The 18,282-nt window shown below is 60.7% G+C and carries 18 protein-coding genes and 4 tRNA genes; 12 read left to right on the top strand and 10 right to left on the bottom strand.

Annotated elements, in window-relative coordinates; translation table 11 throughout:
- Positions 1–45: 45 nt before the first annotated feature.
- Positions 46–813, bottom strand: coding sequence for a DODA-type extradiol aromatic ring-opening family dioxygenase (locus TRP66_RS14785; RefSeq protein ID WP_333403974.1), 768 nt, complete (start codon positions 811–813; stop codon positions 46–48).
- A gap of 102 nt (positions 814–915) precedes the next feature.
- Between TRP66_RS14785 and TRP66_RS14780 the strand changes: the two genes are divergently transcribed.
- Complete coding sequence (locus tag TRP66_RS14780) at positions 916–1,578, top strand: thiopurine S-methyltransferase (protein WP_333403973.1); 663 nt, start codon at positions 916–918, stop codon at positions 1,576–1,578.
- A gap of 80 nt (positions 1,579–1,658) precedes the next feature.
- On the opposite strand, the gene htpX is transcribed toward TRP66_RS14780, so the two are convergent.
- Together htpX and TRP66_RS14770 are read right to left on the bottom strand one after the other, a co-directional pair.
- Complete coding sequence (gene htpX / locus TRP66_RS14775) at positions 1,659–2,546, bottom strand: protease HtpX (RefSeq protein ID WP_333403971.1); 888 nt, start codon at positions 2,544–2,546, stop codon at positions 1,659–1,661.
- Between the two features lie 265 nt (positions 2,547–2,811).
- Positions 2,812–4,023: a pyridoxal phosphate-dependent aminotransferase gene (locus tag TRP66_RS14770; RefSeq protein ID WP_333403969.1), complete on the bottom strand. Its 1,212-nt coding sequence runs from the start codon at positions 4,021–4,023 to the stop codon at positions 2,812–2,814.
- A gap of 193 nt (positions 4,024–4,216) precedes the next feature.
- Here TRP66_RS14770 and msrB point away from each other — a divergent pair, with 193 nt between their 5' ends.
- Both msrB and TRP66_RS14760 read left to right on the top strand, forming a co-directional pair.
- Entirely contained in the window at positions 4,217–4,618 is a 402-nt protein-coding gene (gene msrB, locus TRP66_RS14765; RefSeq protein ID WP_333403966.1) for a peptide-methionine (R)-S-oxide reductase MsrB, read from the top strand.
- Positions 4,619–4,667: 49 nt separating this feature from the next.
- Complete coding sequence (locus TRP66_RS14760) at positions 4,668–5,153, top strand: glutathione peroxidase (protein ID WP_333403964.1); 486 nt, start codon at positions 4,668–4,670, stop codon at positions 5,151–5,153.
- Between the two features lie 12 nt (positions 5,154–5,165).
- On the opposite strand, the gene TRP66_RS14755 is transcribed toward TRP66_RS14760, so the two are convergent.
- Positions 5,166–7,508, bottom strand: a complete 2,343-nt coding sequence (locus TRP66_RS14755) for a hybrid sensor histidine kinase/response regulator (protein WP_333403962.1) — start codon at positions 7,506–7,508, stop codon at positions 5,166–5,168.
- Positions 7,509–7,597: 89 nt separating this feature from the next.
- Here TRP66_RS14755 and TRP66_RS14750 point away from each other — a divergent pair, with 89 nt between their 5' ends.
- Entirely contained in the window at positions 7,598–8,488 is an 891-nt protein-coding gene (locus TRP66_RS14750; RefSeq protein WP_333403960.1) for an ATP-binding protein, read from the top strand.
- A complete protein-coding gene (locus TRP66_RS14745; protein WP_333403958.1) occupies positions 8,485–8,967 on the top strand; it encodes a GAF domain-containing protein in 483 nt (160 codons plus the stop codon). The genes TRP66_RS14750 and TRP66_RS14745 overlap by 4 nt, the downstream gene beginning before the upstream one ends.
- Positions 8,968–9,018: 51 nt before the next feature.
- Here the strand turns inward: TRP66_RS14745 and TRP66_RS14740 are convergent, their stop codons facing one another.
- Positions 9,019–9,777: a hypothetical protein gene (locus tag TRP66_RS14740; RefSeq protein ID WP_333403956.1), complete on the bottom strand. Its 759-nt coding sequence runs from the start codon at positions 9,775–9,777 to the stop codon at positions 9,019–9,021.
- 281 nt (positions 9,778–10,058) lie between these two features.
- Here TRP66_RS14740 and TRP66_RS14735 point away from each other — a divergent pair.
- The 4 genes from TRP66_RS14735 to TRP66_RS14720 all read left to right on the top strand — a co-directional run bounded on the left by TRP66_RS14735 (position 10,059) and on the right by TRP66_RS14720 (position 10,471).
- Positions 10,059–10,134 (top strand) — tRNA-Glu (locus tag TRP66_RS14735).
- A gap of 4 nt (positions 10,135–10,138) precedes the next feature.
- Positions 10,139–10,214, top strand: a tRNA-Gly gene (locus TRP66_RS14730).
- Between the two features lie 102 nt (positions 10,215–10,316).
- Positions 10,317–10,392: transfer RNA gene (locus tag TRP66_RS14725), tRNA-Glu, on the top strand.
- A gap of 3 nt (positions 10,393–10,395) precedes the next feature.
- A tRNA-Gly gene (locus TRP66_RS14720) sits at positions 10,396–10,471 on the top strand.
- Positions 10,472–10,543: 72 nt separating this feature from the next.
- Here TRP66_RS14720 and TRP66_RS14715 read toward each other — a convergent pair.
- Positions 10,544–11,590: a GGDEF domain-containing protein gene (locus TRP66_RS14715; protein ID WP_333403954.1), complete on the bottom strand. Its 1,047-nt coding sequence runs from the start codon at positions 11,588–11,590 to the stop codon at positions 10,544–10,546.
- A 185-nt stretch (positions 11,591–11,775) separates the two neighbouring features.
- Here TRP66_RS14715 and TRP66_RS14710 point away from each other — a divergent pair, with 185 nt between their 5' ends.
- Positions 11,776–12,222 (top strand): RidA family protein, encoded by a 447-nt coding sequence (locus TRP66_RS14710; RefSeq protein WP_333403952.1) that lies wholly within the window; start codon positions 11,776–11,778, stop codon positions 12,220–12,222.
- A gap of 11 nt (positions 12,223–12,233) precedes the next feature.
- Here TRP66_RS14710 and TRP66_RS14705 read toward each other — a convergent pair whose 3' ends face one another.
- From TRP66_RS14705 to TRP66_RS23615, 3 genes are all read right to left on the bottom strand, one after another.
- Entirely contained in the window at positions 12,234–12,926 is a 693-nt protein-coding gene (locus TRP66_RS14705; protein ID WP_333403950.1) for an SOS response-associated peptidase family protein, read from the bottom strand.
- Positions 12,927–13,160: 234 nt separating this feature from the next.
- Positions 13,161–13,709, bottom strand: coding sequence for an alpha/beta fold hydrolase (locus tag TRP66_RS23620; RefSeq protein ID WP_442965210.1), 549 nt, complete (start codon positions 13,707–13,709; stop codon positions 13,161–13,163).
- 12 nt (positions 13,710–13,721) lie between these two features.
- Positions 13,722–14,180 (bottom strand): alpha/beta fold hydrolase, encoded by a 459-nt coding sequence (locus TRP66_RS23615; RefSeq protein WP_442965209.1) that lies wholly within the window; start codon positions 14,178–14,180, stop codon positions 13,722–13,724.
- Between the two features lie 255 nt (positions 14,181–14,435).
- Here TRP66_RS23615 and TRP66_RS14695 point away from each other — a divergent pair, with 255 nt between their 5' ends.
- Complete coding sequence (locus TRP66_RS14695) at positions 14,436–16,790, top strand: FdhF/YdeP family oxidoreductase (protein WP_333403948.1); 2,355 nt, start codon at positions 14,436–14,438, stop codon at positions 16,788–16,790.
- A gap of 15 nt (positions 16,791–16,805) precedes the next feature.
- Here the strand turns inward: TRP66_RS14695 and TRP66_RS14690 are convergent, their stop codons facing one another.
- Positions 16,806–17,141, bottom strand: coding sequence for an ArsR/SmtB family transcription factor (locus TRP66_RS14690; protein WP_333403946.1), 336 nt, complete (start codon positions 17,139–17,141; stop codon positions 16,806–16,808).
- A gap of 51 nt (positions 17,142–17,192) precedes the next feature.
- Between TRP66_RS14690 and TRP66_RS14685 the strand changes: the two genes are divergently transcribed.
- Complete coding sequence (locus TRP66_RS14685; RefSeq protein ID WP_333403944.1) at positions 17,193–18,281, top strand: NADH:flavin oxidoreductase/NADH oxidase; 1,089 nt, start codon at positions 17,193–17,195, stop codon at positions 18,279–18,281.
- Position 18,282 lies beyond the last annotated feature (1 nt).

The raw sequence follows: 18,282 nt of genomic DNA, 5'->3' as shown, positions 1-18,282 counted from the left end.
TAAAAAAATCCCCGACTGGTTCGGGGATTTTTTTTGCCTGGGGTTTCAGTCAAATCGGTAGATATCCATCCCGAGCGCCCCCAACGTAAACCCCTGATGCTCGATCCCGAACCGGCCTCCCGAGCCGCGGGCGAAGTAGAGTGGCAGCAGGTGTTCATCGCTGGGATGATTGCGCACTGCTTGCGGTGCCAGGCGGCGGTAGTCGTGCAGGGCATCAACGTCGTCGGCTTGCAGCTTCTCAATCATCCAGTCGCGAAACGTTCGTGCCCAGGGTTCGACGCGCTCTGGCCCTGCGTGCCAGTCCAGTTCGCGCAGGTTGTGGGTGATGCTGCCGGAACCGATGATCAGCACGCCTTCTTCCCGCAAGCTGGCGAGTGCTTTTCCCACCCGGGTCTGGAAGGCCGGGCCGCGGCGGCTGGGCAAGGAGATCTGGACAATGGGAATGTCGGCCTGCGGGTACATCAGCGAGAGCGGCACCCAGACGCCGTGATCGAACGGGCGATGCGGGTCGACAGAGGCTGGCAGATCAGCGCTCGTCAGGCGTTCGACCACTTGCCGCGAAAGCTCCGGAGCGCCGGGAGCAGGGTACTGCACGGCGAACAGGGCGGCGGGAAAGCCGCCGAAGTCGTGCCAGGTTTCCGGCTGCGGGTTGGCGTTGACGTGCAGTTCCCGGCTTTCCCAGTGGGCCGAGACGATGACAATGGCGCGCGGCCGGGGCAGTTCGGCTGCCAGACGCCGCAGTGCGACTCCGCTCTCGCCCGGCTCCAGCGCGAGCATGGGCGAGCCATGGGAGATGAACAGACTTGGAAGCATGGATCGGTCCTGGAATATCGAGATGACTCATCTTCAGGCAGATCGACGATCCGAATCTAATATAAGTTCTGCGCCATAATCATCGAAATTTCAGGAGGTTTCATGCAAGCGGAGTTCTGGCAGCAACGCTGGGAGGCGGGACAGATCGGTTTTCATCAGCCTGAGGCAAACGGCTTTTTACGCCAGTACTGGCCGACACTGGCGCTGGATCCAGGCGTTCGGGTTCTGGTGCCCTTGTGCGGCAAGAGCCTGGACATGACCTGGCTTGCCGCTCAGGGGGTATCTGTAGTGGGTGTCGAGTTGTCGGAGAAGGCGGTCGCCGGTTATTTCGCCGAGCAGGATCTCGAACCGCAGGTGAGGCAGCAGGGCGTTTTCAAGGTGTACAGGGCCGACGAGGTGGAGATCTGGTGTGGCGATTTCTTCGCGCTCAGCGCCGAAGATATTGGTCAGTGCGACGCGCTGTATGACCGGGCGGCCTTGATTGCCTTGCCTGAGGCGATGCGCAAGCGATATGCCGAGCATCTCCTGCGCCTGCTGCCGGCAACCTGTCGCGGTCTGCTGATCACGCTGGATTACGACCAGTCTCAGGCGGACGGTCCGCCGTTTTCCGTTCCACCACTGTGGATTAACGAGCATTTGTCAGCCGACTGGGAGATGTGTGAATTGGCGGCATGCGATGCGCTACCGAGTTCGCCGAAGGCGATGCGGGAAGGGGTGACGCGGATGGATGAGCGGGTGTATCGGTTGGTGCGCAAGGCGCTGTAGCGCGGTTTGCGATGGATGGATCGCCAGCAAGCTGGCTCCTACGGGTTCTGTAGGAGCCAGCTTGCTGGCGATTGAGGCTATCAGTGACGGTTACGCAGTGCCTCGATCCGCACTTCCAGTGGCGGGTGGCTCATGAACAGGCCGGCCAGACCGTGCTTCAGGCCGCCGTTGATGCCGAAGGCTTTCAGGGTATCCGGCGTGCCTACCGGCAGGCCTTGCTCCGAGCGCAGGCGTTGCAGCGCGCCGATCATGGCGTTGGTGCCCGCCAGTTGCGCACCGGCCTCGTCGGCTCGGAATTCGCGTTTGCGCGAGAACCACATGACGATGGCGCTTGCGAGGAAACCCAGCACCAGTTCGGCAAAAATAGTGGTCACGTAGTAGGCGATACCCTGGCCGTTCTCGGTCTTGAAGATCACCTTGTCCACGAAGTTGCCGATGATGCGCGCGAAGAACATCACGAAGGTGTTCACCACGCCCTGGATCAGCGCCAGGGTCACCATGTCGCCGTTGGCGACGTGACCGATTTCGTGGGCCAGCACCGCCTTGACTTCATCCGGCGAAAACCGCTCCAGCAGGCCCTGGCTGACCGCGACCAGCGCGTCGTTCTTGTTCCAGCCGGTGGCGAAGGCGTTGGCTTCATACGCCGGGAAGATCCCGACTTCCGGCATCTTGATGCCGGCTTCGCGAGACAGTTGCTCCACGGTCTGCAGCAGCCACTGCTCATGCCGTGTGCGCGGCTGAGTGATGATCTGCGTGCCGGTGCTCATTTTCGCCATCCATTTGGAAATGAACAGCGAGAACAGCGAGCCGGCGAACCCGAACACGGCGCAGAAGACCAGCAGCTGATTGAGGTTGAGATCAACCCCGTTGGCCGCCATGAACCCATTGAAGCCGAACAGGCTCAGGGTAATGCTGGCAATCAGCACGACCGCAAGGTTGGTGGCCAGAAACAGCAAAATGCGCATCATGGTCGAAACGTTCTCCTGGGAGTAAATATGTAACTGAATGCGGGGTATATAAGGTGCTGCCCGCTGCGATTCAACCGGGGGACTATTTCAAACTATGTCGTTTCGTCCGTGGCGATCATGCGCCGCGGCAGCTGAACGGAAGCTGAGCCAGCCCCGCGTGCATCCGGGCGCTTGCTGGCGCCTTGGCGCGGGCCGTGACCGGACCTGAAATAAAACTGCCCCGACAGGTCGGGGCAGTGGCATGCAGCGAGTTGCCGGGTTGACCCTACTGGCGATAGCCCTTGAGGAAACCGCCGATCCGGCCGATGGCCTGTTCCAGGTCGTCGACCCTGGGCAGCGTCACGACGCGGAAGTGATCAGGCCACGGCCAGTTGAACGCGGTGCCCTGCACCACCAGCAGTTTTTCCGACAACAGCAGGTCGAGCACGAACTTCTCGTCGTTATGGATCGGGCAGACCTTGGGGTCAATGCGCGGGAACGCATAGAGCGCGCCCATCGGTTTCACGCAGCTGACACCGGGAATGTCGTTGAGCAGTTCCCAGGTCCGGTTGCGCTGCTCCAGCAGGCGGCCCGGCGGCAGCACCAGATCGTTGATGCTCTGGTAGCCGCCCAGCGCGGTCTGGATCGCATGCTGGCTCGGCACGTTGGCGCACAGGCGCATGTTGGCCAGGATGTCGATGCCTTCGATATAGCTCTGAGCGTTGTGCTTGGGGCCGGAGATGGCGATCCAGCCCGAGCGGAAGCCCGCGACGCGATAGGACTTGGACAGGCCGTTGAAGGTGAGGCAGAGCAGATCGGGCGCCAGCGAAGCGGTGCTGATGTGCACGGCTTCGTCGTAGAGAATCTTGTCGTAGATCTCGTCGGAGAACACCACCAGATTGTGCTGGCGGGCGATTTCCAGCATGCCCAGCAGCACTTCCTTCGAGTACACCGCGCCGGTCGGGTTGTTGGGGTTGATGATGACCATCGCCTTGGTGTTGGGTGTGATCTTGGCCTTGATGTCGTCCAGGTCAGGCCACCAGTTGGCCTGCTCGTCGCACAGATAATGCACCGGGTTGCCGCCGGCCAGACTGACGGCCGCCGTCCACAACGGATAGTCCGGCGCCGGGATCAGCACTTCGTCGCCGTTGTTGAGCAACGCCTGCATCGACATCACGATCAGCTCGGAGACGCCGTTGCCCAGGTAGATGTCCTCGATGCCGACACCTTCCACCTGCTTCTGCTGGTAGTACTGCATCACGGCCTTGCGCGCGCTGAACAGACCCTTCGAATCGCTGTAACCCTGGGCGGTCGGCAGGTTGCGGATCACGTCCTGAAGGATTTCGTCCGGCGCCTCGAAACCAAACGGCGCCGGGTTGCCGATGTTCAGCTTGAGGATGCGATGGCCTTCCTCTTCCAGGCGTTTGGCGTGCTTGAGCACCGGCCCGCGAATGTCATAGCAGACGTTTGCGAGCTTGTTCGATTTGCTGAACTGCATGGTGATTGATCCCGAAAATGGACGTGCTGTTGCCGGCTTGCAATGAAGGTCGCATGATCAAACGCCACGAAAATGGGTTTGTGCGCGACAGACGCGGGTGCCAGACTGACGCCTGACAAAGGCGCAATCATACGTGCCGCCTGTTCCGTGGAAAAGACACAGATCAGGCTTTTTCGGATTCGGAGGTGTACCTGTGGACAAGCTGAACAAGACGCTCGAAGAGTGGAAGCAAATGCTCGATCCGGAGCAGTACAACGTCTGTCGACTCAAGGCGACCGAACGTCCTTTTACCGGCAAGTACAACACCACCAAGACCGCCGGCGTCTACCATTGCGTCTGCTGTGATGAAGCCTTGTTCGATTCGACCACCAAATTCGACTCCGGCTGCGGCTGGCCGAGCTTCTATGCGCCCATCGAAGGCAGCGCGGTGGTGGAAGTGCGCGATACCAGCCATGGGATGATCCGCACCGAAGTGGTCTGCGCGAAATGCGACGCGCATTTGGGGCATGTGTTTCCGGACGGCCCGAAGCCGACCGGCCTGCGTTACTGCATCAATTCGGTGTGCCTGAATCTGGTGCCGCGTGACGCCGCCTGAGGCGCCGCCGCGATTGCTTCTGTCATCGATATCCGCGTGAGGGCTGGTCATGAACGATAACCTGCTGGGCATCGCCTGCACGACCATCGAGGGCGAGCAGAAGACCCTGGGCGATTTTGCCGGCAAGGCGCTGCTGGTGGTGAACACCGCGAGCAAATGCGGCTTCACCCCGCAATATCAGGGACTGGAGCAGCTCTGGCAGACCTGGCGGGATCGCGGGCTGGTCGTGCTCGGGTTCCCGTGTAATCAATTTGGCCAGCAGGAGCCCGGCAGCGAGAGCGAGATTGCCCGGTTCTGCGAACTGAACTACGGCGTCACCTTTCCCCTGTTCAAGAAGATCGATGTCAACGGCAGCGACGCGCACCCGTTGTTCGTGCAGCTCAAGAAGCGGGCGCCAGGGCTTCTCGGGTCCGGCCGAATCAAGTGGAATTTCACCAAGTTTCTGATCGGCCAGGACGGCAGGGTGGTCAAGCGGTTCTCGCCACTGACCAAACCGCAGGCGATCACTGACGAGATCGAAGCCCTATTGCGCTGACGACAGGCATGTTCAGCTGTCTTGCGGCACCGGCACCCACTGTTCCAGCACGTTGAGCAGTTCGGAGCGACGAAACGGCTTGGCCAGATAGTCGTTCATGCCCGCAGCGCGGCAGCGTTCCCGCTCCTCGGGCATGGCGTTGGCAGTCAGGGCGACGATGGGCAGATCCGGCCAGCGCCCGCTGCCGCGAATCTGGCGGCTGGCTTCGTAGCCATCCATCACCGGCATGTTGCAGTCCATCAGCACCAGGTCGAAGCAGCCGCGTTCCAGGGCTTCGAGCGCTTCGCCGCCGTGCCGGGCGATGACGACGTCGCAACCCAGCTTGCTCAGCATGCCTTTGGCGACCAGTTGATTGACCGGATTGTCTTCCACCAGCAGGATGCGGGCCGAACGCTGGGCATCCAGCTCGTCGCTCTGCGTGTCACCGATTCCCGTGTCCTCGTGATGCAGGGCGCGGCGCAGGGTCTGATAAAGGGCGCTGCGCGCCAGCGGACGCGCCTGCTGTTGCAACGGAGCCAAGGCGCTGACTTGCTCGCCGGGCATGAAATTGCCGTAGGCCGTCACCAACAGGATCGGCACCGGGGTCGCCGGGCGGATGCTGAACAGGCATTCGGGACAGTCGGTAATGACCAGATCCGGCGCCTGATCGCCGACGATCCGGTCCTCGACGCCCACGCGCCGGTAGGCGATGCCCCACGCCGGAAGCAGGTCGCCCAACAGTTGTGCCAGCCCGCTGCCGGCGGTGCTGACCAGCGTGACCCGGCCTTTGAGTGGATCGGGAAGGATAGCGGGCAAATGCACGGGCAATGGCAACTCGGCCACGAATACGCTGCCAAAGCCCGATTGCGACTGGATACTCAGCCGCCCGCTCATGGCCTCGCAGAGATTGTGGGTCAGCGCCAGCCCCAGACCCGTGCCGCCGAATTGCCGGGTGATGGCGGCTTCGGCCTGGGTGAATGGCTGGAAAATCCGCGCCTGGGCGTCCTTGGCGATGCCGATTCCGGTGTCGCGCACCTCGATGCGAACACGGCTCTCCTGGGATTGCGCGTCGAGCACATGACTCAGGCGTACGTCGACGCGACCGAAGCGAGTGAACTTCAATGCGTTGGACAACAGGTTGCTCACCACCTGACGCACCCGGGTGGGATCGCCGATCAACATGGCCGGGAAGTCGGCCGGGATCAGGCAGGTCAGCTCCACGCTGGGCGCGGCGTTCTGCGACAGCAGGCTGGCGGTGTCCTCCACCAGTGCGCCGAGATCGAACGGAATGCGTTCGACCTCCAGGTGGCCGGCGTTGAACTTGGACAAGTCGAGAATATCGTTGAGCAGCTCGACCAGCACCTTGCCCGAGTCGTGGGCGATCATCAGTTGCTGGCGCTGTTCGGCGCTGAGCGGCCCGTCCATCGACAGCGCCAGCATGCCCAGCAACCCATTGAGCGGCGTGCGGATCTCGTGGCTCATGTTGGCGAGGAAAGCCGAGCGTGCCTGGGCCATGTCCAGCGCGGTGCTGCGCGCCAGTTGCAATTCGTCGTTGGACTGACTCAGGCGCAGGTTGCTGGCCTTGAGCTCTTCGGTACGGGCCGACACGATGCTTTCGAGCTGATTGAGATGATCGGTCAGCCGGCTTTCCGCCTCCTGACGCCGGGAAATCTCGCGGGCCATGGTCTCGATCTGGCGATTGAAGGCTTCGACCAGCACGCCGATTTCGTCTCGCTCGTGACTGGGGGGACAACTGATCCGGCGCTGCGCCGGGTTGGGCGCATCGTGACGGATCAGCTCGCGTATCACCCGTACCAGTGGTTTGGTCAGCGTGGTGTAGAACAGGATGGTCAGAATGCCGGCCAGCGCCAGGCTGCGCACGAAACCATTGAGCAAGGTGATTTCGGCACGTTGCAGAAAGTGACTGCCGAAGGCGAAGGTGTCGACCTCCAGGGAGAGCATGCCGATGTTTTCGTTGGGCAGGTGGTCCAGGTGCAAGGCGTCTTCGAAACGCCGGTTCTCGCCGAACAGCCAGTCGCTGAGCATCCGGTTGCGCCCCGCGGCCGGGGCGCGCTCGACGCTGGCGAGCACCATATTATTGTTGTCGGTCAATCGCGCGCTGATCACGGCGGGGGAGTGCAGCAGGCCCAGCGTCAGTTCCTGGGCCAGTTCCGCATCGAGGTTGTAGGCGATACGCGAAGCGGGATTGTGACTGATTTCCAGCAGCGAGTTGATTTCACGATCGATGGAGGCATCTTCGCTGGCATAATCGAGGGCGATCTGCAGCAGGCTGAGCAGGGTGCCAAGGACGAAGCCGATCGAAACCGCCAGGCGAGCCTGTTTGAACGACAGCCGATTGGTGAGCGAAATGTCCATGAATGCCTACTGCCATGTCGAGTGCCCAATGCCGGGCTAGCATAGCCGATCACGCCCGGCGATTAGTCAGTTAAATATGAGGAGAAACCGTGGATTCTCGGTTGAATGCTTTTCTGGAACGAGCCGACGCCGTACTGGCTCGTCTGGAGCCCTTGCTTCCCGCCCCGCGCGAGCCGGTGGACTGGTCGCAGGCGCTGGCCGCGCGCTGGGTGCGCGAAGGCCGCGCCGGTTACCTGATGCCGCTCCAGGTCAGTCTCGACATGCGTCTGAGCGACCTGATCGGCGTCGATCTTCAACGCGACCAACTGGGCCGCAATACCCGTCAGTTCCTCGACGGCCTGCCGGCCAACCACGCACTGCTGTGGGGCTCGCGAGGCACCGGCAAGTCCTCGCTGGTTCGCGCGCTGCTGGCCGAATATGCCGGGGCGGGCCTGCGCCTGATCGAGATCGAGCGCGACCATCTGGGCGATCTGCCGCGTGTGGTCGAGCAACTGCAAAAACTGCCGCAGCGCTTCGTGCTGTTCTGCGACGATCTTTCGTTCGAATCCGGCGAAGGTGACTATCGGGTACTCAAGAGCGTGCTCGATGGGTCGCTGGAACAGGCGCCGGACAATGTGCTGCTGTATGCCACGTCCAATCGCCGCCATCTGGTGCCCGAGAAGGAAAGCGACAACGCCAACTGGAAACACGTCGACGGCGAACTGCATCCCAGCGAAGCGGTGGAAGACAAGATCGCCTTGTCCGACCGCTTCGGCCTGTGGCTGTCGTTCTACCCGTTCACCCAGCAGCATTATCTGGATGTCGTCGAACACTGGATCGCTCAGCTGGCGGAAAAGGCCGGCCTGGAGTGGCAGCGTGACGAAGAACTGGACAAGGCCGCGATTCGCTGGGCAACCGGGCGCGGCAACCGCAACGGCCGCTGCGCCTATCAATTCGCCCGTTACTGGGTAGGTCTGAAATTGCTGGAGCAACACCCATGATCGATTTGCAACAAGCGGGCGAGGGCCTGGATGGTTACGCGCTACTGGCCGCGCAGCTGGAGGCCTTGCTGGCCGGCGAGCGTGACTTCATCGCCAACGCTGCGCAGTTTTCCGCGTTCCTGTATACCCAGGTAGAGGATCTGAACTGGGCAGGTTTCTACCTGAATCGCAATGAAGAGCTGGTGCTCGGTCCGTTCCAGGGGCAGGTGGCCTGCGTGCGCATTCCGTTCGGTCGTGGGGTATGCGGCGCTGCTGCCCAGAGTCGCGAGACGCAACGCGTGGAAGATGTGCACGAATTTCCGGGACACATTGCCTGCGACAGCGCGTCGAACAGCGAGCTGGTAGTGCCTTTGGTCAAGGACGGGCGCCTGATTGGCGTACTGGACCTGGACAGTCCGAGCCTCAAGCGTTTCAAGGAGGTGGATCAGAAGGGTATAGAGCGTCTTGCGCAGATCTTTCTGGCGGCCACCGACTGCTGAGTCATTGCAACGCCGTTGCGCCGGTTCCGAACCGGCGCAACTCTGGTCATCTCAATCGTAGATGACCTTCTTCTTCCATTCCGATTCGCTCTGGTCCGCCTTCAGGCCTTCGGTCAGCGCGTTATCGTCATCTTCGCTCGGTGCGATATTGGTCAGCACCATCGAGTTGGCCCGGGCCAGCTGTTTTTCCATCGCCGCCAGTTGCTGCTGATAGGTCACAGGGTCAGGCTGGTTGCGCAGGTACTGGACGCCGCGTTCGAAGGCCAGGCGTGCCTGACCCGGCTGGTCCTGGGACAACGCCGCCTGCCCCAGGTTATTGAAGAACTCGATATGCAGGCTGACCAGGATGGTGCGGATCTCGCGGATCCAGTGCTTGGCTTCGCTGGTCTGCAGGAAACCGTCGTGGGCGGCGCGGGTTACCTGACCGTGCAAGGCTTCGAGCAGGAAGCGAACATCCTTGGCCTTGGCTTCGGTCATGATCGGGCTGACCGGGTTGTTGACCGGAATGCGATCGCTCAATGCAACTTGCTCTTCCAGCTCGGCGATTCGCTGCTTGAGCGTGGTATTGCCTTTTTCCAGTGCCAGCATGCGCTGCACCACATTGAGCTCCAGACGGGCCAGCAGCAATTTGAGGGCAGGGGACATGAGCTGTCCGGGGAAGGTCTCGCTGATTTCGGTGCAGCGACGCAGTCGGTCAGCCAGTTCCACCTTGGTACGGGCTTTATCGAGTTTGCTGTTTTCAGCGACGTGATTCAGGTAGCCGATTGCAATCAGCAGCGCGATGCCGATTATTACCATCAGCGTGATCATGAGTGGTGTCACTGCGCAAACCTCATTGATTGTATGTAATTTCACGCGAGTGTAGTGGCTAAGCACTATCGCGCATAGGTGTTCTTGTCGGACGCTGCCTACAGGCATTCTCTATAGATACTGTTGTCGGCCGCCGCGCGCGTCTCTGAATGGGTGAAGTCATTGATTTCAAATAATTTTCACAAGGGGGTTGACGACCCCCCAAACCATCCATAGAATGCGCGCCACTTGCAGCGTAAAGCACACAGCGAAGCGCGGCAGGGAGTGAATGTTGTACGTGTGTCCCCTTCGTCTAGTGGCCTAGGACACCGCCCTTTCACGGCGGTAACAGGGGTTCGAGTCCCCTAGGGGACGCCATATTGCGGGAATAGCTCAGTTGGTAGAGCACGACCTTGCCAAGGTCGGGGTCGCGAGTTCGAGTCTCGTTTCCCGCTCCAGTTTTAAGCAATCTTGCTCTCGGGCAGGGTTGAGTGAAACCAGAACGTATCCAAGGATGCAGTTCTGGAACTGAAACACAAGCCAATGGTGTTTCAGGCAGTGTCCCCTTCGTCTAGTGGCCTAGGACACCGCCCTTTCACGGCGGTAACAGGGGTTCGAGTCCCCTAGGGGACGCCATTTGCGGGAATAGCTCAGTTGGTAGAGCACGACCTTGCCAAGGTCGGGGTCGCGAGTTCGAGTCTCGTTTCCCGCTCCAATTCATACAAAAACGCCGCTCATACGAGCGGCGTTTTTGTTCGTCTGTCTTTTGTGACAAGTATCAGGAGCCTCACTCGGCGAGCACCACCTGATTCCGGCCTTGCTGCTTCCCCTGGTACAACGCCTGATCGGCACGGTGCAAGGCGTGCTCGAAGCTCTCGCCCGCGCGAATTTCGCTGACCGCCACTGTCGCCGTCACTTCGATCTGCGGCTGTTCGAGCTTTCCGGCCTGCTCGCGAATCTGCTGCAGAATTCTCTGTGCCACCGTTCCGGCATCCTGCTGAAGCGCTTCGGGCATCAGCACCAGGAATTCTTCGCCTCCCCAGCGAGACGCCACGTCCGTCGCCCTGACATTGCTGCGAATCGCCTGCGCGACGTGTTGAAGGATCTGGTCGCCGCGCTCGTGACCCAGCCGATCGTTGATCTGCTTGAAGTGATCGATATCCAGGAGAATGATCGCGGAGCGGGACGCGCCGGTCAGTTGATGGACCCTGCGCATCACGCGGCGCCTTGTATAAAGGTTGGTCAGGCTGTCGAGGTTGGCGGTGTGAAACAGCCCCAGTTGCATGCTGTGGGTGAAGCGCACCGACAGCGCCGTGCCGTGCAACAACAGGGCCGTGGCGGTCAACACGTTGATAACGCCGAATACCTCGAGCAGCCCTGGCGCAACGCCAGGGTCAGTGCCCATCCGGCCGCGCAGCAGATAGATGCAGGCCGCCGCGGCAATGATCGACAGGTTCAGCAAACGGCGTGGTAGCGGAGCGTGCTGAAAGCTGAACGCGATGATCGGTACCAGGCAATACAGGTAGAAATGGAAATTACTGCTCCAGCCCAGTATCCAGGTCGCCAGTAATGCATGAAGAATGATTTCCACGCTCATCAGCACACCGGCGAAACTCAGTCGTCCTGCGCGGATTGCTTTAAGGCAGACCACGTAGGTCAGAATGCTCACGGCGTTGCCCACGGCCAGTAGCGTCAGCCCGAGGCTGGCGAACAGAACGAACAGCACGACATGAATGGCGAATGCGATCTGCACGATAGGCACGATGTGCTGCCAGAACTGCACCGTGGCGTCGCGCACCAGTTGAGCGCGGTCGTTTGCTGAAAGGGTGTTCATCAGATTGCCTCGGAAGCGGCACAAGGGAAAGCCGGGTGTAGCGGAAACGGGTGAGGGTGGTGAGCAGGCTATCGGCCGCAAACGCCTCGCCTTGATGGCAAGACCCGCGATGCGCTTTCGATGCTTGACCTTAACCGCACTTGAGGTCTGAGACTGGCGCTTCTTTCTTATAAGGAGTCAGTTCCATGTCTCGATTCGACACGGCGGTGCCATTCGATCTGATCAATCCAGCCGGCCTCTATGACCCCAGCCCCAACGGTTATTCCCACGTTGCGCAAGTCGCGTCCGGTACAAGGTTACTGTTTATGGCGGGGCAGGGCGGAGAGCGTGAAGACGGCAGTCTGCCGCCGCTGTTTGCCGATCAGCTTGCACAGGCCCTGATCAATCTGCGCACCGGGCTACGGGCGTGCAACGCTGACCTGGGGCAGGTATTCAAATTGATGTTATTGATCGTCGATCACTCGCAGGAGAAGCTGAACGCCTGGGTTGAGGCGGCTGAGGACGCCTGGGGCGACGCGATGAAGCCTGCCTGCACGCTGATTCCGGTACCGCGTCTGGCGCTGGAGGGCATGCTGATCGAAATCGAGGCGGTGGCTGCGTTGAGGGAAGAGTCAGCGCAGCCAGGTCTGTGAGGACTGCAGCGTCAACGGTTTTTCTGCACGCTGCGATAACTGACGGTTTCTTCTTCAAACAGCTGTTGATCGGAAATGTCCAGCGAGGGGAGCAGCCGCGCCTGGTCCACATCGAGTTCAGGGTCGAGCCAGAGCAATGCATTTTCAGCGGAAAACGCCAGCAGCTGGAGTGGACCCGATGCGCCTCCGCCACCTTTGGTCACCAGCACCAGCCCATTGCAACCATTGGCCGACTGACTTATCTGGGCAACCGCCGCGAGATAGACGGGTTGGCCGGAACGGCGACGTACATAGTGGAATCGACTCCTGCTCATTGCTGGCTGGTCGACTGCGGCATCGAACCAGCCATCGACTGCCACCAGCGCCCGACCGCTGTCATGCATCCGTTTGAAAACTCTGGAACGCATGACGATTTCAAGCGGCAGGTGGGTCAAGGGCGGTCGCGTGCCCATGCTCCACACCGGTGACCAGCCCCAGCGCACTTGCGATGCGCGTAGAGCGCCATCCTGGTGGGTGATAGCTGTCAAAAAATGGTTCGGTTTAATGACTTGGTCTGGATCATAAATGTTCTGGACTGGATTTTTATTCGTCTGGAGGGTTTGACAAGCTGCCAACTGTTCGTTTGAGGGGGCGAATAAGGATGATGTATCCAGATGGTCCAGGCTGGAACGATTTGAAATATTTTGAGCAAGTAATTCGCACATATCTACACTCGGCAGTATAAGTAAATATTTCTATGAGCAATATTATTTGGGCAAGGAACAATCGATGCCGTGGATCAAGCGTCTGAACCGGTTCGGGCGCTGTGCATTTAGCAATGCTTACGAGGATTTCGAGGGGCGTCTTAGTTTGAACGTTCTCTGCGAGTAGTTGAAAGTCGACAAGTGGTGTTTCCAATTAGCGGATGCATCCATACGAATGTCATTACGGCCATGATGCTATTCATATGACCTGTATGCACTTGTGACGGAGCCGTCCACCTCAAAGCGGCCATGGCGTTTGAATTGCTCTGTGGCTTCTATCAGCGCGCTGACGACCCCCGGCTCCGATGGCGCATGCCCGGCATCCTGAACCACCGTCAGCACAGAGCCTGACCAGGCCTTGTGCAAGCGATACGCGGAGTTGGGCGTGGCGATCATGTCGTGGCCGCCCTGAACGATCCGGCAAGGCAAATGATGGATAGCGGCGATGTCGCGTATCAGCTGATCCTCTTCGAGGAACAGCCGGTTCTTGAAATACCAGGCATCGAGCCGACCCATGCCCAAGGCGGTCGTATCGTCGGAGGCTTGCGCTTCCACACCGCCCGGATCATGGCGCAGTAGCGAGCAACTGGCCGAATAGCGCACCCAGCATCGTGCCGCCTCCATCTGCACGGCTGGATCAGGATCCGTCATGCGTCGCAGATAGGCTTCCAGCAGATCGGGCCGTTCGTCTTCCGGAATGTAATTGACGAAGTCCTCGTGGGCCCGCGGGAAAAAGCGACGCATGCCGTGGATGAACTAGTGGATTTCGTCTTCGGTTCCCAGAAACACGCCTCTGAGCAGAAACCCCAGGCAGCGCTCCGGGTGTGCCTGGCCATAAGCCAGCGCCAAGGTCGTTCCCCAGGAACCCCCGGTAATCAGCCACTTCTCGATGCCCAGGTGCTTGCGTAATGTTTCGATGTCCTCCACCAGCATCTGCGTAGTGTTGTTGCGCAGTTTAGCCAACGGCGTCGAGCGCAACGCGCCTCGCTGATCGAACAGTACAATGCGGTAACTTTCTGGATCCCAGAAAGTTCGCTTGGAGGGCGGCGCGCCTTCACCTGGACCGCCATGTAGATAAACGACTGGCAGTCCCTGCGGGTTCCCACTTTCCTCCCAGTAAAGTTCATGGATATCGTCGACCGCCAATCGGCCGCTGCGAATCGGTTCTTCAATCGGATCGAACAGCCCATAAGTGATCTCGCATGGCGCGTCCATAGTATCTGCCTCACTCGCTATCGCAGCTATATATCTGCTTTCAACAGGTGGGAAATTTGCCCGCCGTTCAAGTTCAGCATTGCGCTAACGAGTGGCGACCAGTGGCGCGGGGCAATTGTTACTTGATATCAGCAGGTACAGCACGATTCGAAGAATGACGCGCCAGTCAGGCAGCAAAAAAATTGTGAGGAAACTTTTCAAGAGAGGCGTCCCTCTATCAGAGATCAGGTACTCCTCTGCGACGAGAACTCCCCTATGCAACTGCTCCATCCCAAAGCGCATTATCGGCCCTACACCAGCGCTTCAGGCGGATGGGGCTCGGCCCGGTCGGTGATGAGAATTCTCTGGCGCGAGCAAGCGCTGGTGAAAGGTCCGGTGGCGCTCTTGCGGCAGAACAAGCCCGGAGGATTTGCCTGTGTGAGCTGCGCCTGGGCCAAGCCTGGCAATCCGCACGCGCTGGAATTCTGCGAAAACGGCGCCAAGGCCACGGCCTGGGAGTTGACCTCGCTGCGAACCACCCCCGACTTCTTCCAGGCGCATTCGCTTGCCGAGCTGCGCGGTTGGTCGGATTTTGCGCTGGAGCAGCATGGGCGCTTGACCCATCCTCTGCGGTATGACCCCGCCACGGACCGTTATCACGCCACTTCGTGGGAACAGGCCTTCGCAGAAATCGGCGCCGAATTGAACAGGCTGCAACCGGATGAGGTGGTGTTCTACGCTTCCGGGCGTGCGTCACTGGAAACCTCTTTTGCCTGGCAACTGTTCGCCCGGGCCTACGGCACCAACAATCTCCCCGACAGCTCCAACATGTGCCACGAAAGCACGTCGGTCGGTTTGCAGGAAAGCATCGGCGTACCTGTCGGCACTGTGACGCTGGAGGACTTCGAACACACTGACTGCCTGTTTTTCTTTGGCCAGAACGTCGGCAGCAACAGCCCGCGTATGCTTCATCCGTTGCAGGAAGCGCGCAAACGCAAGGTGCCGATCATCACCTTCAACCCGATTCGCGAGCGAGGGCTGGAGCGTTTCGTCAATCCGCAGTCCCCGGTGGAAATGCTCGGGCCGGAGTCGACGGTCATCAGCACGCAGTATCACCAGGTGGCCATCGGCGGCGATACGGCGGCGATCATGGGCATCGTCAAAGCCCTCCTGGAAATGGAGCGGGCGGCCGAGAGTAATGGCGCCCCGGCGATCCTGGATCATCGATTCATCGCCGAACACACTCAGGGGTTCGAGGCTTTCAAAGCACAGGTCGAGCAGCACACCTGGGACCAGCTGGAGCAGCGCGCCGGACTGAGCCGTGCCGCGCTGGAAGCCGCGGCGACCGTGTATGCCCGCAGTGAACGGGTGATGGTGGTCTATGGCATGGGCATCACCCAGCACAGGCACGGCGTCGAAGCGGTGCAGATGCTGGTGAATCTGCTGCTGTTGCGCGGCAATATCGGCAAGCCGGGAGCCGGTATCTGCCCGGTGCGCGGCCACTCCAACGTGCAGGGGCAGCGCACGGTCGGTATCACTGAAGACCCGCAGAAAGTGCCGGTGGACAAGATTCAGGCTTTGTTCGATTTCAAGGTGCCCGAAGAGAAAGGGCTGACCACCGTGGACACCTGCGGAGGGATTCTGGCCGGTCGGGTCAAAGGCTTCATCGGCCTGGGCGGCAACTTTCTGCGAGCGGTGCCTGATACATCCCGCATGGAGCCTGCCTGGTCGGAGCTGGCGCTGAACGTGCAGGTCGCGACCAAGCTCAACCGCACGCACCTGTTCCCCGGCAAGAAAGGCTGGCTCTTGCCATGCCTGGGCCGTATCGAAATCGACCGTCAGGAAGGCATCGAGCAGACCCACAGCACCGAAGACAGCACTGGTTGCATTCGCGGCTGGCGCGGCACCAGCGAGCCGGCGGGGGAATACCTGCGCTCGGAAGTCGCGATCATCGCCGGACTGGCCGAAGCGGCGCTGGGCGACCGGGTACGTATTCCCTGGGATGCCTGGCGTCGCGACTATCGATTGATTCGTGCGGCCATCAGTCAGGTTTACCCCGACATTTTCCACGACATGGAACGTCGCATGTGGGAGCCGGGCGGCTTTCATCGGCCACTGGCCGCCTGTAAGCGAGAGTGGAAGACCGAGTCGGGCAAGGCGGAGTTCGTCACGCCGCGCACGCTGGATGAGGATGATGACGTGTCCACGGACCGCAATAATCGGCAGGTGCTGCAACTGATGACGATCCGCAGCAATGATCAGTTCAACACCACGGTATATGGCTACGACGACCGTTTCCGAGGCGTGCACGGCACTCGCCACGTGGTGCTGGCCAATCGTAACGATATCGTGCGCCTGGGGCTGGCGCCGGGCGACTGGGTGATGCTGCGCACGGCCATCGAACCCGAAATCCGTCGTGAAGTCGGACCGATGCAGATCATCGCCTACGACATACCCGAGGGCTGCGCCGCGGCCTACTACCCGGAATGCAACGCGCTGGTTCCAGTGTGGCATTACGCCGAGCGAAGCAAGGTGCCCGCGGCCAAGTCGGTACCGGTGACGCTGCACAAGACCACTCCGTCGTCCGCCGAGCTAGAACATGCGTTGCCAACGGGCGATCAGGTGGTATGACGCCAGGAGTTGGCGTCAATGCTGCGCGAGAATGCACGCGAGCAGGCCGGGGAAACGCCCGTCCAGCTCTGCTGCGCGCAGGGAATTCATATGAGTGGTGCCGACGTTGCGGGTCTGCACCAGGCCCGCATCGCGCAGGACCCGGAAATGATGGGACATGCTCGACTTGGGGCGACCGCCGTCGAGTTCGCCGCAAGTCGCCTCGGTGACCCCCGCCAGAACGCGGACGATGCCCATGCGCACGGGATCGCTCAAGGCGTAGAGCACGCGCTCGAGAACCAGGTCTTCAGGATTGGGGTGTCGGTAGGCTCGCATGGCGCACATGATAACGGGGGTTACATAAATTGCCATAGTTCGATTATGATCGAACTATCGTAAATCAGACTGTCCCGGAGTCAGCGAATGTCTGCATTGTTCCAACCCTATACGCTCAAAGACGTCACGCTGCGTAATCGCATCGCGATCCCACCCATGTGCCAGTACTCGGCCGATGAAGGTGTCGTCAATGACTGGCACCAGGTTCACTACGCCGGTCTGGCCCGCGGCGGCGCGAGCCTGGTGGTCGTGGAAGCGACCGCTGTCGCACCGGAAGGCCGTATCACCCCCGGCTGCGCGGGAATCTGGAGCGATGAGCAGGCCGATGCGTTCGTGCCGATCGTCAAGGCCATCAAGGCTGCCGGCTCGGTGCCCGGTATCCAGATCGCCCACGCCGGTCGCAAGGCCAGCGCCAACCGTCCCTGGGAAGGCGACGACCATATCGACAGCGATCCACGCGCCTGGCAGACCATCGCGCCGTCGGCCATCGCGTTCGGCGCCAACCTGCCGAAAGTGCCGAAGGCCATGACCCTGGACGACATCGCCCGGGTTCGCCAGAACTTCGTCGACGCTGCGCGCCGCGCGCGTGACGCTGGTTTCGAATGGATCGAGCTGCACTTCGCCCACGGTTACCTGGGCCAGAGCTTCTTCTCCGAGCACTCCAATCAGCGCACCGATGCCTATGGCGGCAGCTTCGACAACCGTAGCCGCTTCCTGCTGGAAACCCTGGCTGCCGTTCGTGAAGTCTGGCCCGAGCATTTGCCACTGACCGCGCGCTTCGGTGTGATCGAATACGACGGTCGCGACGAGCAGACCCTGGAAGAGTCCATCGAACTGGCGCGCCGCTTCAAGGCCGGTGGTCTGGACCTGCTCAGCGTCAGCGTCGGTTTCACCATTCCCGACACCAACATCCCGTGGGGCCCGGCGTTCCTGGGTGAAATCGCCCAGCGCGTGCGCCGCGAAGCCGATATCGCAGTGACCTCCGCCTGGGGCTTCGGTACTCCGCAACTGGCCGAAGCCGCCATCAAGAACGGCCAGCTCGACCTGGTATCGGTGGGTCGCGCGCATCTGGCCGATCCGCACTGGGCCTATGCCGCGGCGAAGGAACTGAACGTCGACAAGGCGTCCTGGACACTGCCGGCGCCTTATGCGCACTGGCTGGAACGCTATCGCTAAC

It is taken from the genome of Pseudomonas sp. JDS28PS106 (assembly GCF_036706555.1).
Lineage (GTDB): Bacteria > Pseudomonadota > Gammaproteobacteria > Pseudomonadales > Pseudomonadaceae > Aquipseudomonas.
The sequence above is the reverse complement of the archived record's forward strand: the minus strand, read 5'-3'. Positions and strand labels throughout refer to the sequence as shown.

What these genes read in the sequence shown, in the direction of transcription:
- htpX (WP_333403971.1), bottom strand. Translation starts at nt 2,546, where the DNA reads ATGATGCGCATTTTGCTGTTTCTGGCCACCAACCTTGCGGTCGTGCTG.
- TRP66_RS14715 (WP_333403954.1), bottom strand. Translation starts at nt 11,590, where the DNA reads ATGAACACCCTTTCAGCAAACGACCGCGCTCAACTGGTGCGCGACGCC.
- TRP66_RS14740 (WP_333403956.1), bottom strand. Translation starts at nt 9,777, where the DNA reads ATGATCACGCTGATGGTAATAATCGGCATCGCGCTGCTGATTGCAATC.
- TRP66_RS14780 (WP_333403973.1), top strand. Translation starts at nt 916, where the DNA reads ATGCAAGCGGAGTTCTGGCAGCAACGCTGGGAGGCGGGACAGATCGGT.
- TRP66_RS14760 (WP_333403964.1), top strand. Translation starts at nt 4,668, where the DNA reads ATGAACGATAACCTGCTGGGCATCGCCTGCACGACCATCGAGGGCGAG.
- TRP66_RS14770 (WP_333403969.1), bottom strand. Translation starts at nt 4,023, where the DNA reads ATGCAGTTCAGCAAATCGAACAAGCTCGCAAACGTCTGCTATGACATT.
- TRP66_RS23615 (WP_442965209.1), bottom strand. Translation starts at nt 14,180, where the DNA reads ATGGACGCGCCATGCGAGATCACTTATGGGCTGTTCGATCCGATTGAA.
- TRP66_RS14710 (WP_333403952.1), top strand. Translation starts at nt 11,776, where the DNA reads ATGTCTCGATTCGACACGGCGGTGCCATTCGATCTGATCAATCCAGCC.
- TRP66_RS14785 (WP_333403974.1), bottom strand. Translation starts at nt 813, where the DNA reads ATGCTTCCAAGTCTGTTCATCTCCCATGGCTCGCCCATGCTCGCGCTG.
- TRP66_RS14685 (WP_333403944.1), top strand. Translation starts at nt 17,193, where the DNA reads ATGTCTGCATTGTTCCAACCCTATACGCTCAAAGACGTCACGCTGCGT.
- TRP66_RS14745 (WP_333403958.1), top strand. Translation starts at nt 8,485, where the DNA reads ATGATCGATTTGCAACAAGCGGGCGAGGGCCTGGATGGTTACGCGCTA.
- TRP66_RS23620 (WP_442965210.1), bottom strand. Translation starts at nt 13,709, where the DNA reads ATGCGTCGCTTTTTCCCGCGGGCCCACGAGGACTTCGTCAATTACATT.
- TRP66_RS14695 (WP_333403948.1), top strand. Translation starts at nt 14,436, where the DNA reads ATGCAACTGCTCCATCCCAAAGCGCATTATCGGCCCTACACCAGCGCT.
- TRP66_RS14705 (WP_333403950.1), bottom strand. Translation starts at nt 12,926, where the DNA reads ATGTGCGAATTACTTGCTCAAAATATTTCAAATCGTTCCAGCCTGGAC.
- TRP66_RS14690 (WP_333403946.1), bottom strand. Translation starts at nt 17,141, where the DNA reads ATGGCAATTTATGTAACCCCCGTTATCATGTGCGCCATGCGAGCCTAC.
- TRP66_RS14755 (WP_333403962.1), bottom strand. Translation starts at nt 7,508, where the DNA reads ATGGACATTTCGCTCACCAATCGGCTGTCGTTCAAACAGGCTCGCCTG.